Below are 16,201 nucleotides of genomic sequence, written 5' to 3'. Positions count from 1 at the left end.
TTTTGATGAGCGTGGGCGGTGAGAAGCCACATTGCTGGATTGACAAAGCGCTTTGGGTACTTTGGCGCTCCAAAATGCGCCAGCATTCTTGAGCACAGCTAAAAACAATGTTGACTGCGAAAAACTACCATGCCCCGCGGCAAAAAGCGAAAAAAAGCAACATTTATCTCCGAAATATAGGTTTAAGATATTAAAGCTTGTTATTAGCAGGAAAGATGCTGATCCTGAAGTTTCGGGACAGCATGACGATCGCCCTAGGAATATGTGCTAAAAACAAATACAAGCTGATGTTGATGTGTCTACACGATTGGAAAAGTCGGGACAGGCTGGCTCGTTCAATCTGCCTTATAATGACGAATGTTGCTATGAACCAATGACTAATGAACAACTGAACTAATAAATCTCTCTACGGAACAGGGTCGTGCCCATGTTTGCCCCATGGATGACAACGGCCAATGCGTTTCAGCGCCAGCCAACCACCTTTAAATGGCCCATGCTTTTTAATGGCTTCTATACCATATTGCGAGCAAGTTGGGGTAAACCTACAATTTGCCCCTAGCATTGGCGAAATGGCGTATTGATACACTTTAATTAAACCTAAAAAAAACCATCCAAAAATTTTATTGATGAATTTCATTGGGCTGGATTAAATTTTGAAAGCGCTTAAAAGCAGCAATCAGTTTTTTCTCGATAAAGACAAAATCATATTTTTCTTTACCTACAAATTGAATAGAAATCAAAAGCAATCCCTTATCAGTAGGTAAAGGCATGTATAATTTATCTTGTTTATTTAAGCGATAAGCTTCACGTATGCGACGCTTGAGCAGATTGCGATCTACTGCCCGTTTATATCTTTTTTTAGGAACATTGATTACCACCTGCGCTTGTACATGAGCTGGTTGGTCGACAAAAAGATAAGAAATCCGAAAGGGGTATAATAAAAAAGAAGAACCGTTTTTAAACAACAGGTCTAAATGTTTCCTGCTGCATAACCGTTCTTCTTTCCTGAATGTGTACATATATTTTTGATTGATAACTGCAGATTTTGATCTGCCGATCCCGAATTAACGGAAAAGCAATCAAAAATTATGCTTTATGCTTGCGTTCGTCAGAAACTGTTAATCTTTTTCTTCCTTTAGCACGACGTGATGCTAATACTCGTCTGCCGTTAGCTGTTGCCATTCTTTCGCGGAAGCCGTGTTTGTTTCTTCTCTTTCTTTGCGAAGGTTGGTATGTTCTTTTCATGACTGTATATTATCTATTGTAAAATTAAGAGGTGCAAATATAAAGCGATTTCTCTACAAATGCAAGAGTGATTAATTATTATTTTTTCTATTTAATGCAAATGTAATAATTCTTTTGAAAAACTGGGCTAATGTTCTCATTTTAGACGATTGCTTGCGTTATTTATTTCATCAAACGTTCCTACGGAACGAAAATATGCATATTGCATTTTTTCTACCCATGATCCGTTCCTACGGAACGGAGTATATAATATAGGCGTTAGAAAGGAACTGCCAGTTAATAGTAGCAACGGCAGCCGTAAAATAAACCTGATTGGAGTGGAAATCCTTTTGTTACTCTGAGCGAGCTTGTACTGAGCGTAGTCGAAGTAAAGGGCAAAAAGATTATAACGGAAAGCAGGGCTGACGATAACCTGAGCACCTGATTGCTTTCCAAATAAAAATCTTTCTATAACCCTAACGCAGCCTTTAATTTCACATAACCTGTTTTGCTTACCGGCAACCAGATATCAGACTTTAACAGCACCACATAGCTATCTTTTTCTTTTAGCTCTATTTTGGTCACCTGGGCCAGGTTAATGATATAAGACCTATGTATACGGATAAACTGGCTCACATCGAGCGTTTGTTCGAAATAAGCCATGGTTTTGTTCTTATAAAAAGCACCATCAACGGTACTTAATTTCACATAATCATCATCAGCCTCTAAATAGTTGATATCGGCAACAGGAATAATCTTAATGACGCCGTCTTTTTTAACCACTACCCTATTATTTTGGGCTGGACTTAAAGCTGCAGCATCCAAAACAGCCTCCGTATTTTCGGTTTGGTTTAATTTGCCTGGTAGCTTTTTAATAGCCGCATCGAAGCGTGATTTATCAATCGGTTTAAGCAGATAATCTACCGCATTAACCTCAAAAGCTTTAATGGCAAACTCATCAAAAGCTGTGGTAAAAATTACGGCAGGTTTATCTTCCACCAGCTCGAGCATTTCGAAACCGCTAATTTTGGGCATCTGTATATCCAGAAAAATTAAATCAGGCTTATGCAAGGTAATGGCTTTTAAACCTTCAAATCCATCACCACATTCGGCTACAATCTCTATTTCTGCATGATCTGAAAGGTAATATTTCACAATATCTCTTGCTAAAGGCTCATCATCAATTAGTATTGTTCTGATCATTTTTTTGTGGAATTTTTAGGGTGGTAATATATAAATTATTTGCCTCAATATCGGTTTGTAGCAGATGCGTATTCGCAAATAACAAATATAACCTGCGTTTAATGGCACTTAAACCAAATCCTGTTCCTCCGGCGGCCTTCATTTCCGGATCGAAGGGGTTTTGTACCCGCACTTGTAAAATATTATATTCAACGGTAACATCTATCTTGATGGTAATGCCTGCTGAAGTATTATAAAGTCCGAATTTAATGGCATTTTCTACAATGGGCTGCAATAATGTACCTGGCAAACAAAGGTTTAAGGTATCTTCGGCAATATTAACCTCAATATTTAACCTATGGCTAAACCTTACTTTTTCGATATCGAGGTACAATTGGATATACTCCATTTCTTCCTCAACCGAAACCCATAATTCATCATCGCGTTTTAAGGTGCCACGAAGAAAAGAAGCTAATTTTGTAATCATTACTCCCGCCTCTTTTGGGTTAACCATGGTCAGTGCAAATACCGAATTTAAACTATTGAAAAGAAAATGAGGCTGTAATTGATGTCTTAACTTATTTAACTCAGCCTCTTTGGCTAAACTTTTAGCTGCCGATAGTCTTTCGTGTGTTTCTGACTGTTCTTCTAATCTATACCATAAAATATTAGCTAAAGCACACCAGGCTAAACACATAAAAGAAATTAAGCCCCTGAAAGCAAAAGAGAAATTGTAAAAATCTTTATATTCCTTATAATCAGAAAAAATATAGAGCACCATATATTTTGATGCAAAGATAATCACAAAAGTAAGCGCAAGGGTAATGATCAGTACATACAGTATCCGCTCGTTTTTGGGCTGATAATACCCAAGCATATTACTAATACCAATACAGGCCAAAGCCAGCAAAAAGTTATTGGTTAAACTATCGGTTATCGATATCCACCAGGAAAAATTAACTACATAATGCAATCCGGCACCACACAATACAGTCCACACTATTGCTATGGTGAATGATATTTTCTGTATTTGCGGAACGGATAAAGGTCTAGTTGTCAAAATGGTTTTGATTAGTTAATGATTTATTGCGGTGCGCCAGCTTTTCCAGATATTGCTCTACCGATTTGGGCTCAACAATTTTGGAAGTTATTTCAACACCATCGGCAAGTTCTTCGACTTCCGATATTCCCCCTACACCTAAAAACTTCCATACTACTTTATCTCCTTTACAATTGTTAAAGGGCGGATTAAAATGTACGGCATTCAATTTAGCCTTATCTAAGGCCTGCGCTATCCCTTCTGCCAGGATTAAACGCGTTTGTTCATTAAACTGAGGTGTATGTTTTCCTTCACCACAAATTACCTGATAGATACAATTTACTGCAAACCATTTCATAGGCGATGTTTTATAATAGATGTTTAGAAACTTTTTATCTCGATTCCGCCAAATAGCGCTGTACCATCTAAAACCAGTGTTTTTGTCATTTCTGAAACAGGCATCACATGCGATCTTTTATCTTCTACACTACCAAATAATGCCGTTACGTTCGATTTTATAGCCCAGTTTTGTGGTACAATTAATTTAATCCCTCCAAAAACCGCAGTCACATCAAGCGATACTGTTTCAGAAAAATCAGCCTGAGTCATTACAATGTCTGCTCCGCCAAATACCGCAGTAATATCGCCACCCTGAAAGTTTTTAGAGTAAACGGTTTGATTACTACCCCCAAAAACAGCCACTACATCAATAACATCATTATTATTTGCCGTTTTCTTATCGGTAGCATCCTCAAAATCAAAACCGGCTTTGTTCTTATCTTTACGTTTTTTCTTAAAAACAAAGGCATCCTTTGGTCTGAAGATTAAAAAACCGCCTACTATAACCAAACCAATACCTAAAGCATATTTAGATAGGTTAAGGTCCAACCCAGGTATATTACCTAAGGTATTGTAAGCGCCAATCAAAATTAAGATCAGCCAGGCTATTCCTTTAAAGTTACGACGAACGCCGATAAATACACCAAGTACAATTAAAAAATTGGACCAGCTGAATATCCATCTCGGAATATTTAATCCCATATTGTTCAATAGAAATGCAAATCCGATGATGACTATGAGGAAACCGCTCCAAACCCTTCCTGAGTTTTTAAGCTGGTTGTTATCGTTATTATTAATATTTTCCATTTGTGTTTATATTTAATAACCAAAAGTATTGATAAGCACCCGATCAAAATAGACCTAGCTTGCAAAAACTCAGTAAAGGGCGGTAAGTGCCCTTATTTTATCGGTGAAAATTATTTTGTTATTTTGATGCCATGAAATTTTCCCTATTAATGTTTGTTCTTACTATTTCTACCGGCTTGTATGCACAGGAAATAAGTAGCCATTACAAAATTTACGATGTAAAAAAACAGAAATCCATATCAATAGATGACATTGTTACCGATATGGATCAGGCAGATGTTTTATTCTTTGGCGAAGACCACAACGATTCTATAGGGCATTATCTGGAAGCGGAGATCTTTAAAAAACTCCATTCAAAATATCCATTAAAAACCGCGCTATCTTTAGAAATGTTCCATACCGATGTACAACCTGAAGTAGATGAATACTTAGCAGGATTAATTTCAGAAAAGAACTTTGTTAAAGAAGGCAGAGCCTGGGGAAATTACAAAGATTACAAACCTTTAATAGAATACGCCAAACAAAACAAGTTAAAAGTGATTGCTGCAAATGCGGCTACGCGTTACAGCAATGCGGTTACCATGGGAGGGCTTAAAGTTTTAGAAAATTTCCCAAAAACATCATTCAATTTTTTACCACCCCTACCTATTGATACCGCTCAGGGTAGATATTATGAAAAATTTACAGAGACTTTACGTGGCCACAGCATGGGTTCAATGAAGATTTACCAGACCCAAAATTTATGGGATGCTACCATGGCATGGTCGATAAATAAATTTGTTAAGGCAAACAGGGGCTTTAAGGTGTTTCAGCTTAATGGTCGTTTCCACAGCGATGAAAAACTGGGAACACTGGCAAAACTTGCCCAATCTAACCCAAAATTAAAAATCCTGAACATTTCCTCATTTTCTGATGAAAGCTTTACCAATCCAAGTTGGGAAAGATTTAAAAATCTAGGCGATTATGTGATTATTACAGATCCAAAGGTAAAAAGGAGTTATTAATCTGAATCGGTTAAAATGTTCAGCAGATATTTATCATTCGAGTCGTCACCCTGAACCGAGCCTTCGAGCTCACCTAAGATAATTCATTTCAGGGTCTATTTTGCAAGAAGATGAAAGATGCTGAAATAAATTCAGCATGACGAAAGTACTTGAAAAAGAAGATATTAAACAAAAAAGCCGTGCTGATGATTTTACATTCGGAACGGCTTTTTTATATTATGCTTTAGTTTTTAACAAATCTCTTATTTCGGTTAATAGCACTTCTTCTTTTGTTGGTACCGGAGGTGCTGATGGTGCAGCCTCTTCTTTCTTTTTCAAATTGTTGGCACCTTTAATAATTAAGAAAAGAACAAAAGCGATACATATAAAGTTAATTACAGCTGCGATAAAATTACCGTACTTAACGCCATTCCAGGTAAGTGTTGCAATATTTTCAGCTCCAGCGGCCTTTAAAGCCGGATTTAACAACAAAGGAGTGATGATATCTTCAACCAGCGAGTTCACAATTTTACCAAATGCAGCTCCAACAATAACACCCACAGCTAAATCAAGTACATTTCCTTTTACAGCAAATTCTTTAAATTCTTTTATTAACCCCATAATATTCCGTTTTAAGTTTATACTAAAATTAGTAAACTAAAATTGCAATGCAAATGTTTAGAAAATAATTTTAAACCCAACATATCGTTAGCATTTAGCTCAATTGCTGAGAATATCTGAAATCTATTGTTTATTTTTGCCATATTCTTTTATATTTAATATGCTAAAGCAACACTTACAACAAAAATTATTACAAAAGTTATCACCACAACAAATACAGTTTATTAAACTGCTGCAGGTGCCAACCGTTGCTTTAGATACCCGTGTAAAAGAAGAACTCGAAGAAAATCCAGCACTTGAAGATCCGAGTTTAATGACTCAGGATGAGCCAAAGAGCGAATATGATGATTTAAATGATGGACCTGAAGATTACGAAAAATCATCAGAAGATACCAGCATGGATGAATTTAATGTAGATGATTATTTACAGGATGATTCAACCAACGATTACAGCACCAACTACAATAATGGCGACGACGATGAGGAGAAGAAAGAAACCCCTATAGCCATTGAAAGTACTTTTTTTGAAAGTTTACAAGAGCAATTAGACCTTATTCCCCTCTCCGATCAGGATTTTATTATTGGCAAACAAATTATTGGCAGTTTAGATGATGATGGTTATTTACGCCGTCCGCTGGGTTCCATGATCGATGATCTAGCTTTTTCTCAGAATGTTATGGTGGAGGAAGATGATGTATTGGACATGTTAAAACTGATCCAGGGCTTCGATCCTCCAGGCATTGGTGCAAGAGACCTGAAAGAATGTTTGTTGATCCAGTTAAAAAGAAAAGACCCAAATAATCCGATTATAGTTAAAGCAATGAATGTTGTAGAAAACTATCTGGATGAGTTTACGCGTAAACATTACGATAAATTAGAAAAAAGTTTAGGTTTAGATAGTGAAGAACTTAAAGAGGTAGTAAACGAAATTTTGCGTTTAAACCCGAAACCAGGTGATGCCAATCAGGTTACGACCAAACAAATGCAGATTATTCCTGATTTTCATATCAGTAATAATGATGGCATATTGATTTTGACATTAAATTCGAAAAATGCCCCTGAACTAAAGGTAAGCAGATCTTACCAGGAGATGTTTGAGCATTACGACAAAGCTTCATCCAAAGATAAAAAGCTAAAAGAGGCTGTTCAGTTTGTTAAACAAAAATTAGATTCTGCCCGGTGGTTTATAGATGCGATTAAACAAAGACAACAAACTTTGTTAAAAACCATGAATGCCATTATGCATTATCAATATGAATATTTTTTAACGGCCGACGAGCGGAAAATGCGTCCGATGATCTTAAAAGATATTGCAGATAAAATCGATATGGATATCTCCACCGTATCGAGGGTGGCAAACTCTAAATATGTACAAACCGAATTTGGCACTTTCTTGTTAAAATCCTTTTTCTCAGAGGCTATCCAAACCGAAAACGGTGAGGAAGTTTCGAATAAGGAGGTTAAAAAAATATTAGAAGACTGTATAGGCAACGAAGATAAACGCAAACCTTTAGCAGATGAAAAATTAACCGAAATTTTAAAAGAAAGAGGTTATAACATTGCCAGAAGAACTGTTGCGAAATATCGTGAGCAGATGAATATTCCGGTAGCCAGACTCAGGAAAGAACTTTAGTTTAGTTGGCAGTTTTCTGTTTTCAGTAACAGTAAATTATCAATTGTAAGCATTGCATCCGATATAAGCTATCTATTTTATTGTGATTGGGAAATGAGCAGTTCTGTGTGCTTGGCAGCTTTGGTCCCGCTTTCCATTCCAGGTCCGTCCCGATGAATCCTTTCGTGTGGATATATCCTTTGGTTTGGTTTTTTATACGTTTTGCTAACTTGCTTTAATAAATTACAGGTTTTACCGAAGAACGCCGTCAATCCCAAGGGTCTGGAGAATCAAAAAAACAGGAGTAGTTCATTACAATTGGCACGAACAAACCTGAAACGCAGTGGTTTTGTGTTCGAAACACCGAATTAAAGCTCAAAAGAGCATTGAACACAAAACAAAGTGCCGCTGTTTTTTTGATGTGCATGAGATTTGTAAAGGGCCCATTGCTGGATTGACAAAGCGCTTTGGGTACTTTGGCGCTCCAAAATGCGCAGCATTCTTGAGCACAAATAAAAACAACATGATCTGCGAAAAACTACCATGCCACCGTGGCATAGAGCGGAAATAAATAAATTTTTGTACCGACACTTGATAGTTTTTTTTAATCAGAGTCTCTTAATAGCAGGAAAGATGCTGAAATAAATTCAGCATGACGATCGACCTAGGCAACGATGCTAAAAATAAATGAAATAACAGAGATGTGTCCACACGATAGGATGAATCGGGATTTCTCGCTTACGGGCTTTGCATTGCAATCGGGTTTAAGCACAAAGTTTGTGCACCTTGCAACCTCAAAAATGAAAAACTGCCTTGGCCATTTAGCCCCGGCTGAAGCATTACCCTGCAGCAACGAGGTACGAGGAAGCGAAGCGTAAAAGCGAAAGGCTGGAGGAAACTTCCTGTTCTATACAGGTTTTGCGCTCCGATCTATAAACAAAAAAATCATAAAATCATGAATACCAGAAGATTACCACATTTTAATATACGATGGCACCTTATAGATATTATTCAGCAATAGGCCCAATACAATTTCGTGGCTGCCATTGCTTACCTGATTTAACTCAGATGTGGTAAAATCGTAAGAATAAGTTAAGTTAACCATCTTCCCAATATTGAAACCTGCCATTGCAGCAAAAGAATCGTCTTTACGATAGCTCCCACCCAACCAGATTTTATCTTTAAAAGCCAGTTTCAGGTTTACATCAACAGAAACAGGTGCAGGCGATACATATTTTACCATAACCGATGGAATGGCTGCTATTTCGTCGTCAACAAAAAATTTATAGCCTGCAGTGGCAAAATAATGAGGTACTTCTTTACCCAGATTATAGCTATTGTCTCCTGTGAAACTTAACTTCTGCGGTAAAATTTGCTGCACAGAAACCCCTGCAAACATCCTGGCGCCATATAACCATAAACCAATACTCAAATCGGGCTTTACCTGATTAATCAATGCCCTGTTCATTACCGGATCTATCGGTGTATCGAAAGTAAGTGCATTAACATCTAACGAGATGCTCGAAACACCTGCTGCCACCCCTGCCGATAAATTGAAATTATTACTCAATTGCAGGTGATAAGCATAGGTAACATTAGCATCCAGTCTTTTTATCGGACCAGTTTTATCTAAAACAGCGGTTAACCCCCATTCCATGGTGCGATGGGGAGGACATGTAGTTTTGCATATAGTTCCGGTCCATCGGATTACCTGTTTGCTCAGGGAAAGAGGTTAGCGCATTACTCCATAACTGATTATCGCCCAGCGCCCAATGTGCCGATACAAATGAAGTTTGAGGTGCATCGGTAATACCCGACCATTGTTTACGGTAACCCGCTTTAAAATCAAGGTAATTTTCAATTCCTGAGAGCGCCGGATTTAGCAGATATTGATTAAAAATATACTGGGTATACTGTGGCTTTTGTTGTGCAAAAACCTTAAAGGTTGCAAAAAGTGCAAATATGATAATAAGCTTCTTCAATTTATCTGATTATAGTGAGCGGTCCTGTTATTGTTTTTCGTCCGTTACGGGGGTTAATGATATAATAATAAACACCTACCGGAAGCGGTTCATTTTGGTAATTCCCATCAAAAGGAATTTTATATCCAGTGCTAAAAAATACCTTATTCCCGTTTCGGTTAAAAATTTCGACAGTGGCATTTGGATAAGATTCTAAATATTTAATCATCCAGGTATCGTTCACATTATCACCATTTGGTGTAAAGGTATTGGGTGGATTTAAACCTTGCAAAACTTTAACCAGTACCGTAGATGTTGTGGCACATCCATCTGGCTGTGTGGTTGCTGTAAGCGTATATTCAGTATCGTTATCTGGCGATGCAATCGGATTTAATACATCCGTTTTGTTCAAACCTGTTGCAGGCGACCATTTAAATTTCAAATTAGTACCTTCAGCGGTTGCAGGAATTTCGATCTGTCCGCCTGCTAAAATGTAAACCAATGTACCTGCGTTAGCCACTGGCGATTTGTATACCTCGATTGTATTGGTGATCGTGCCAGGGCAACCATTATCTCCTGTAAATGTATAAGTGATGAGATGTGGCCCAAGTCCGGCAATTTTCGGATTAAAGGTACCATCCGCTCTTATACCATCGCCTCTATATACGCCTGGCGTTCCATTCATTTCTTCACCAGCTTTCTGTTTAGCCTGCGTAATTAAAACTGTACCGTCTGCCTCGCAAACTGGGGCCATATCATCAAATACCAACTGCGGAACCGGTTTTAAAGTAAGTATTTGATCTGAAAATTTAGAACAATTTTCTCCGGAATAAGCTACAAGCCTGATGTTAAAGGTTCGGTCGATAGTGCCACCAAAACTATCGTACTTAAGAACAAAAATTTCGTTATTATCCGGATAAGCGATGGTTTTATAAATAGAAGTTTCCCTACCAAAATCTCTATAAATCTCAATCTTTGTGATGTTGCCTGTAAATACGGTAGATGTATTTTTAATCATGATATCTTCACTCACACAGCTATGGTCATTTATAATCTCAAAATCAGCTTCTTTAACATCACCGTTAACTGTAAATCCTTTTGAAGCTGATATTTCGCAGCCATCCCGATTCTTCACAATCAAAATCACATTATAATTTCCCGCGGTTGCAGGTGTAAAAGCACCATCAATACCCGATGAAGTGGCTACTACATTATTGTTATTATCCATGTATTGCCATTCAAAAGTTAAACCTGTTGTACTTCCATCTGCATTTTTGGATGTATTTCTAAATCTGGCCACGCCATCATTCAAACAAAAATCAGGAAGTTCGAAATCAGCGGATTGTGGGTTAATTAAAGTTACCATTTTGCTTTTCATTACACTCACACATCCTTTATCACTTTCAGTAGTTAGCGTAATGGTATAAGAACCAATGGCACTATATTGATGAATAGGATGCTGTTCAGTAGCGGGAGTACTTCCGTCGCCAAAATCCCAGGTCCATTTTACGATAGTGCCTGGATTTTCTATCGTCGATTTTTCAGTTAAAATAATCGGTTTGCCTACACATAAACCTTTCACATCAAAATCGGAGATGGGCTGAGGATTAATCACAATTGGAAATGCCGAAGATGTTTCAGAACATTTAGAATCTGTTATCGCCGTTAAAACCACATTATAATTCCCCGGACGATCATAAACATGAACAGGGTTCTGTTCAGGCGATGTTTTCCCATCACCAAAATCCCATAACCACTGTGTAATACTCCTCGAATTTGAATTGGATGTACTTTTATCGGTAAATTGGACACCACTAGATTGGCAACCGGTAGCCGGTAATTCGAATGCGGCCTTAGGCTGATTATCTACCGAAAAATCGATAATTAGTTCTTCCGTATTACCACAATTATCAGCATTGGGCTTAGTCGCAATCACTTTAAACTGATAGTCGCCCGGAGTAGGATAATTCAAATCGTTAGGATACTTGTAAGTGTAATAGGTATTATTGTCATTTGGCCTCGTGAAGAAGTTTATTGCCACGGGATTATCATCAGTAAAGCGCGCTGCTCCCTGAATTTCCCAATCTAATTTAATGGCCTGATAAGGTAAATTTATGGTTAAACTGATGGGCTCCCCCAAACAACCGCTGCTAATAGGTTGCCCAGTAACACTACTGGTGGGTTTGAAAAGTAAAGTTCTGAATATTTGCCCCGGCTAAGTATGCATAAGACTCTACCGTTCCATAACCATATGAAATTGCTGAAAAACCACCTGCTGCAGATAACCGGTGTTGAGGCTGCGTATTGGTCACATCAATTACAGCATAACTAAATACATTATCAATCGCTGTAAAGTTATTCACGGGGTTACCATCCAGCCTAAATGATGCTATGTCGACTGTTTTAATAATTACATTCAAATAGTATCTCGTAATCTGGGTAGGAACTCCTACCGATCTCAAATCTGAAAAAACCGTAATATTATTTAACGTTTGCTCTACGGGGTTAAGTACAGTTATTTCAGGATCGCCTGGAAATTGTGCTTGATTAGTATTGCTTCCATTGTTTTGATTACAAGTTTGTGAGGTTTGATATTGTGCAACAGCAATTGGTTTCGAACCTGAAATTACATTTGCTGAAGCAGAAAAAAATGTAACCACCGCTCCTTTACTGTAAGGATTAGAAAGCGGAGTTCCGTTAGCATTGGTAGTACTCCCATTAACGGTTAATATAGTATTATCATCAGCTACAATTATTCTTATAATATCGGTATTACCGTGAAGGGTATTATAAAAAGGTGCTGTTACAAAATTTCTCCCCCATGCAGAAACCGGAAAAACCTGCTGATACAGGTTATCGCCCCCACTTGGATTACGGCTATTACCTTCATCACAAAATGCTGCCCAGGTATTACCTGTAAATACGGCCACGGGATTACAATTTAAGGCTTTGATATGGCTTCCTGTTAAATCGCCAACTGATTGATATTGGTAGATATCGCCTTTGTTTAACTTAATAGTAAAAGTTGTATTGGCTGTTCTTCCTCCATACCTTTCGCTTTGTTTAGGTGTAATTTCTACATCTGTATTATCAGTTGTTGCAACAATTGTAAATTGCGAAAACCCCTGTTGATTTCCATGGTTCTCATAACTAAAGGCATAATATTCTTGTCCAAGTGTATTTGTTGGTAATACTAAGGTACCACCCGTACGGGCATTATTAGAAATAATACTATACAATGATATCGCTTTAGTGGTAACCACGTTAATGGCTTTATTAGGCTCTATTAAATTGGAGCTGCCCATTAATACGGCGTATGCATTTGGATTGATTACGAATGGCAAACAGGTATTGGCCGGAATAGTGGCGCCAACCGGAGATACCAGAATCCCCCCGATATAAACTTTATAGTCAGTAGCCTGATCTGCAGATAAAAACAAGGTTAATCTGGAGTTATTACCATCAATATGCCCTGCATAAGGAACATAAAAATCTTTTCCCTTATTTGATGTGTTTTGAGCAAAAGACAAGGATGTTGCAAAAAGCAAGAAAAACAAAACCAATAACCAATGCCTGCTCATCACTTATCAGCTTAGTTTGAAAACGTTAAACATGTTTGTTTGATTAGAGATGCAATATACTATTAATCAAATCACAAGAAAAAACAATTAATAGATTTTAACAATTTTTAAGCAGAAAAACCGTCTTTCGTGTAATAAACTATAGAAGTGGTGTAAAAAAGTTTCAAATACAAATGTAATGGTATTCGAAAAACGGGGTCGGGAATGATGACAATATTATGCAAAACAAAAAAGCCACCTTATTAAAGTGGCTATAAGATAAATATTCAGTTACTGCCTTGGTCGGACTGATCGCCGCTACCGTATTTTGCTGAGAAATCTTTGGCTTTCTCATCTGCAACACTATCGTTATGATCTTCAGGCTCCAGATTTTCGTCTAAACGGTCATTCCAATCATTTAATCCCTTTTCGGGATGCCTTGCATTTTCTGCTGTAAAATCGGATTTTGATTTAGCCAGATCTTCTTTTTTATTTTCCATATTGGCGTTTATTTTAGATAAAACAGCTCCATGAACAGAAAGTTTTATTCGGCACAATTATTTAACAGGAGGTTCATCTTTTGCATCCTTAAATTCTTTCACACTTCTCCCTATTCCCCGCATCAATTCAGGTATTTTTTTGCCACCAAAAATAAGCAGGATAACCACTCCTATTAAAATAATTTCTATTGCAGACATATCTTTATATTTTTCACAATATACGTTAATTCTACTGAAACGGTTTGGTTGATTGGTTCAATTAGCCATTGGTTTTATTCTCGTTATATAGGAAAGCCCTTGAAACAAGTTACCATTGACAGACTTTCAATAAAAAGCATCGTCATCTCGACTGGAGCGCAGTCCCGAACGTTCGGGAGAGAGATCTATCTTGGCAGATTTCTCGACTGCGTTGCACGCCGCTCGAAATGACGAAATCTTGGGGGAGCTATCTCTTTGAATTTCTATGTTATTTATATTGGTTTTTAGACAATAAACTGTTCCTCAGGAGATTCAATGAGTCATAATCCTTTCTTTCTGTATTTCGATCATAAATTAGTTGATTGATGATAACCATTGGTTATTGATTCAGGAGAAAGAAACGAAGCGGATAATCGACACTAAACACCTACCCCCTAAACGCTAAACCAACAAAGCATTTAATGTTCTTGTTTTGATTTTAGGTACTGCGCCATGGCGCATAAATTCGGCAAAACCTTTTAACTGTTTAATCGACTTAATGGCTTCATATCCTTCATAGGATGTTCTAATTTTATTCAGCAGCATGGTATCTGTTTTAAACATATCACTTTCAACCAATATTCCTTTATTTAGAAATTTCTTAATTAGTTCGGCCATTTTGCCATTGGCATATAAATGAAGTGGCAATTTAAACAGATCATTATTCAGCTTCTTGAAGGCTTCATTAATCCAAACCACTTCAGTTTCTGCACTCACCGCTATTTTTCCATCCTTCAAAACAATTGAAGTCAAGAATTCGCGGGCACGCTGACGGGAAATTATCCCACCATGAACACCATCACGTAAAGTGTAGTCCAAACGATCGGCACAGAGCGCCGGCAAGGGCTGCTCTAAAATATCAAAGGTACCATACAAAATCTGGTTAACATTATATCCATAATTCAACAGCACATCTGGCACTTCAGATTTACATAAAACTTCAGCAAAAACCTTTTCATGATAATCTTCATCTGTATTGCCAAAAACATAATCGCCTACATGAGAAAAAGCTGTATGCGAAATGTCATGCAGCAACCCGGCAATTTGCTCCAGTTCTGAACCGCCTAGCATCCGGATTAACATGGTCACTCCTATGGCATGCTCCAAGCGCGAATGGCAAATATCTGGATTGACCAAAAATATAGCACCGCTTTGATGAATCCCCCCTAACCTTTTTAAAACATCGGTATTTAACAGATCAGAAAATACCATTGGCAGTTCCATTTTACCATATAAAAAATCGTTTACCTGGATCATATTGCTTACTTTAATTAAAGGAATAATTAACTACAAAAATACTAATTATTTTAGCTTTATTGTAAAAAATTATCCACATTAAAATTTTTTAAAACTAAATTAATTAGCTACAAAACCAACTTTCAAATATTTTGAAAGCTATTATTACAATTTCATGATCAACAAAAAACCAACAGCAAAAACAAGCCCATAAATTAATCGTTATACTTGTAAAAACAGCTATATGGCAACCGCTCAGCAAATTAGAAATGCATACTTAGATTATGTTTTAACGAACGATGAAAAACCAAAATCGGTTTATATTTTTGTAAAAAAGCTTAAAATTACCGAGGCCGATTTTTATCAGTTTTTCTCTTCATTCGAAAGCATAGAAAAAACAATCTGGTTCGAACTTACTTTCGAAACTATTAACAAAATTAAAGAGCAGGAAGTTTGGCTCCAGTATACGGCCAGAGAAAAAATGCTTTCTTTCTTTTACAGTTACCTGGAAAACCTGAAAAACGAACGCAGTTTTGTGATTTACAGCTTAAAGAATCACCGTGGTAAATTTTCTACTCCCGATGTTCTGGCTGGCGTAAAACCTATTTTCGAAAACTTTGCACAAGAAATTATTGAGGAAGGTTTAGATAGTGGAGAACTCGCTGAACGCCGTTTTTTAAGCAAAAGGTACAAAGATGCCTTATGGATTCAGTTTGCTTTTATTGTAAATTTCTGGATCAACGATGATAGTGAAGGATTCGAAAAAAGTGACGAAGCCATCGAAAAAGGTATTAATGTAACTTTCGATCTTTTCCAGCATTCGCCAATCGATAATTTATTGGAATACGGCAAGTTTTTATCCAGGAATGGAAAATTTGCAGATAAGATGAGGTTTTAAAT

18 protein-coding genes are annotated in these 16,201 nt (G+C 37.2%); 3 read left to right on the top strand and 15 right to left on the bottom strand.

The features are described from left to right. Positions 1–406: 406 nt before the first annotated feature. The 7 genes from yidD to QF042_RS11405 all read right to left on the bottom strand — a co-directional run bounded on the left by yidD (position 407) and on the right by QF042_RS11405 (position 4,591). Entirely contained in the window at positions 407–637 is a 231-nt protein-coding gene (gene yidD / locus QF042_RS11435; protein WP_108201106.1) for a membrane protein insertion efficiency factor YidD, read from the bottom strand. Beyond that, on the bottom strand, positions 621–1,019 hold the full coding sequence (locus QF042_RS11430; protein ID WP_307528372.1) for a ribonuclease P protein component: 399 nt from the start codon (positions 1,017–1,019) through the stop codon (positions 621–623). Before QF042_RS11430 ends, yidD begins: the two co-directional genes overlap by 17 nt. A 67-nt stretch (positions 1,020–1,086) precedes the next feature. Further along, on the bottom strand, positions 1,087–1,245 hold the full coding sequence (rpmH, locus tag QF042_RS11425; protein WP_010601723.1) for a 50S ribosomal protein L34: 159 nt from the start codon (positions 1,243–1,245) through the stop codon (positions 1,087–1,089). Between the two features lie 447 nt (positions 1,246–1,692). Beyond that, positions 1,693–2,427 carry a LytTR family DNA-binding domain-containing protein gene (locus QF042_RS11420; RefSeq protein WP_307528370.1) on the bottom strand — a complete coding sequence of 245 codons (735 nt, stop codon included), beginning with the start codon at positions 2,425–2,427 and terminating at the stop codon, positions 1,693–1,695. Then, positions 2,405–3,466, bottom strand: coding sequence for a sensor histidine kinase (locus QF042_RS11415; RefSeq protein WP_307528368.1), 1,062 nt, complete (start codon positions 3,464–3,466; stop codon positions 2,405–2,407). The genes QF042_RS11420 and QF042_RS11415 overlap by 23 nt, the downstream gene beginning before the upstream one ends. Further along, positions 3,456–3,803 (bottom strand): DUF4288 domain-containing protein, encoded by a 348-nt coding sequence (locus tag QF042_RS11410; protein WP_307528366.1) that lies wholly within the window; start codon positions 3,801–3,803, stop codon positions 3,456–3,458. The genes QF042_RS11415 and QF042_RS11410 overlap by 11 nt, the downstream gene beginning before the upstream one ends. 23 nt (positions 3,804–3,826) lie before the next feature. Beyond that, positions 3,827–4,591: a LiaF domain-containing protein gene (locus QF042_RS11405; protein WP_307528365.1), complete on the bottom strand. Its 765-nt coding sequence runs from the start codon at positions 4,589–4,591 to the stop codon at positions 3,827–3,829. A 131-nt stretch (positions 4,592–4,722) separates the two neighbouring features. Here QF042_RS11405 and QF042_RS11400 point away from each other — a divergent pair, with 131 nt between their 5' ends. Next, positions 4,723–5,595, top strand: coding sequence for a ChaN family lipoprotein (locus tag QF042_RS11400; RefSeq protein ID WP_307528363.1), 873 nt, complete (start codon positions 4,723–4,725; stop codon positions 5,593–5,595). A gap of 216 nt (positions 5,596–5,811) precedes the next feature. On the opposite strand, the gene mscL is transcribed toward QF042_RS11400, so the two are convergent. Further along, positions 5,812–6,195: a large conductance mechanosensitive channel protein MscL gene (gene mscL, locus QF042_RS11395; protein ID WP_307528361.1), complete on the bottom strand. Its 384-nt coding sequence runs from the start codon at positions 6,193–6,195 to the stop codon at positions 5,812–5,814. Positions 6,196–6,355: 160 nt separating this feature from the next. Between mscL and rpoN the strand changes: the two genes are divergently transcribed. Then, on the top strand, positions 6,356–7,828 hold the full coding sequence (gene rpoN / locus QF042_RS11390) for an RNA polymerase factor sigma-54 (protein WP_307528359.1): 1,473 nt from the start codon (positions 6,356–6,358) through the stop codon (positions 7,826–7,828). A gap of 949 nt (positions 7,829–8,777) precedes the next feature. Here rpoN and QF042_RS11385 read toward each other — a convergent pair. From QF042_RS11385 to QF042_RS11355, 7 genes are all read right to left on the bottom strand, one after another. After that, a complete protein-coding gene (locus QF042_RS11385) occupies positions 8,778–9,464 on the bottom strand; it encodes a PorP/SprF family type IX secretion system membrane protein (RefSeq protein WP_307528357.1) in 687 nt (228 codons plus the stop codon). Continuing rightward, positions 9,433–9,789, bottom strand: a complete 357-nt coding sequence (locus QF042_RS11380; RefSeq protein WP_307528355.1) for a type IX secretion system membrane protein PorP/SprF — start codon at positions 9,787–9,789, stop codon at positions 9,433–9,435. Before QF042_RS11380 ends, QF042_RS11385 begins: the two co-directional genes overlap by 32 nt. A 1-nt stretch (position 9,790) precedes the next feature. Then, entirely contained in the window at positions 9,791–11,908 is a 2,118-nt protein-coding gene (locus QF042_RS11375; RefSeq protein ID WP_307528353.1) for a PKD domain-containing protein, read from the bottom strand. 31 nt (positions 11,909–11,939) lie between these two features. After that, a complete protein-coding gene (locus tag QF042_RS11370; protein ID WP_307528351.1) occupies positions 11,940–13,349 on the bottom strand; it encodes an IgGFc-binding protein in 1,410 nt (469 codons plus the stop codon). Positions 13,350–13,615: 266 nt separating this feature from the next. After that, on the bottom strand, positions 13,616–13,828 hold the full coding sequence (locus QF042_RS11365; RefSeq protein ID WP_307528349.1) for a hypothetical protein: 213 nt from the start codon (positions 13,826–13,828) through the stop codon (positions 13,616–13,618). Positions 13,829–13,885: 57 nt separating this feature from the next. Then, positions 13,886–14,026 carry a twin-arginine translocase TatA/TatE family subunit gene (locus QF042_RS11360; RefSeq protein WP_086546713.1) on the bottom strand — a complete coding sequence of 47 codons (141 nt, stop codon included), beginning with the start codon at positions 14,024–14,026 and terminating at the stop codon, positions 13,886–13,888. A gap of 441 nt (positions 14,027–14,467) precedes the next feature. Continuing rightward, the gene (locus QF042_RS11355) at positions 14,468–15,322 is read right to left on the bottom strand and encodes an HD domain-containing protein (protein WP_307528344.1); all 855 of its coding nucleotides are present in this window, start codon (positions 15,320–15,322) and stop codon (positions 14,468–14,470) included. Between the two features lie 223 nt (positions 15,323–15,545). Between QF042_RS11355 and QF042_RS11350 the strand changes: the two genes are divergently transcribed. Continuing rightward, a complete protein-coding gene (locus QF042_RS11350) occupies positions 15,546–16,199 on the top strand; it encodes a TetR family transcriptional regulator C-terminal domain-containing protein (protein ID WP_307528342.1) in 654 nt (217 codons plus the stop codon). Positions 16,200–16,201: the final 2 nt, after the last annotated feature.

Source organism: Pedobacter sp. W3I1, from assembly GCF_030816015.1.
GTDB lineage: Bacteria > Bacteroidota > Bacteroidia > Sphingobacteriales > Sphingobacteriaceae > Pedobacter.
This window is presented reverse-complemented; position numbering and strand designations above follow the sequence as displayed.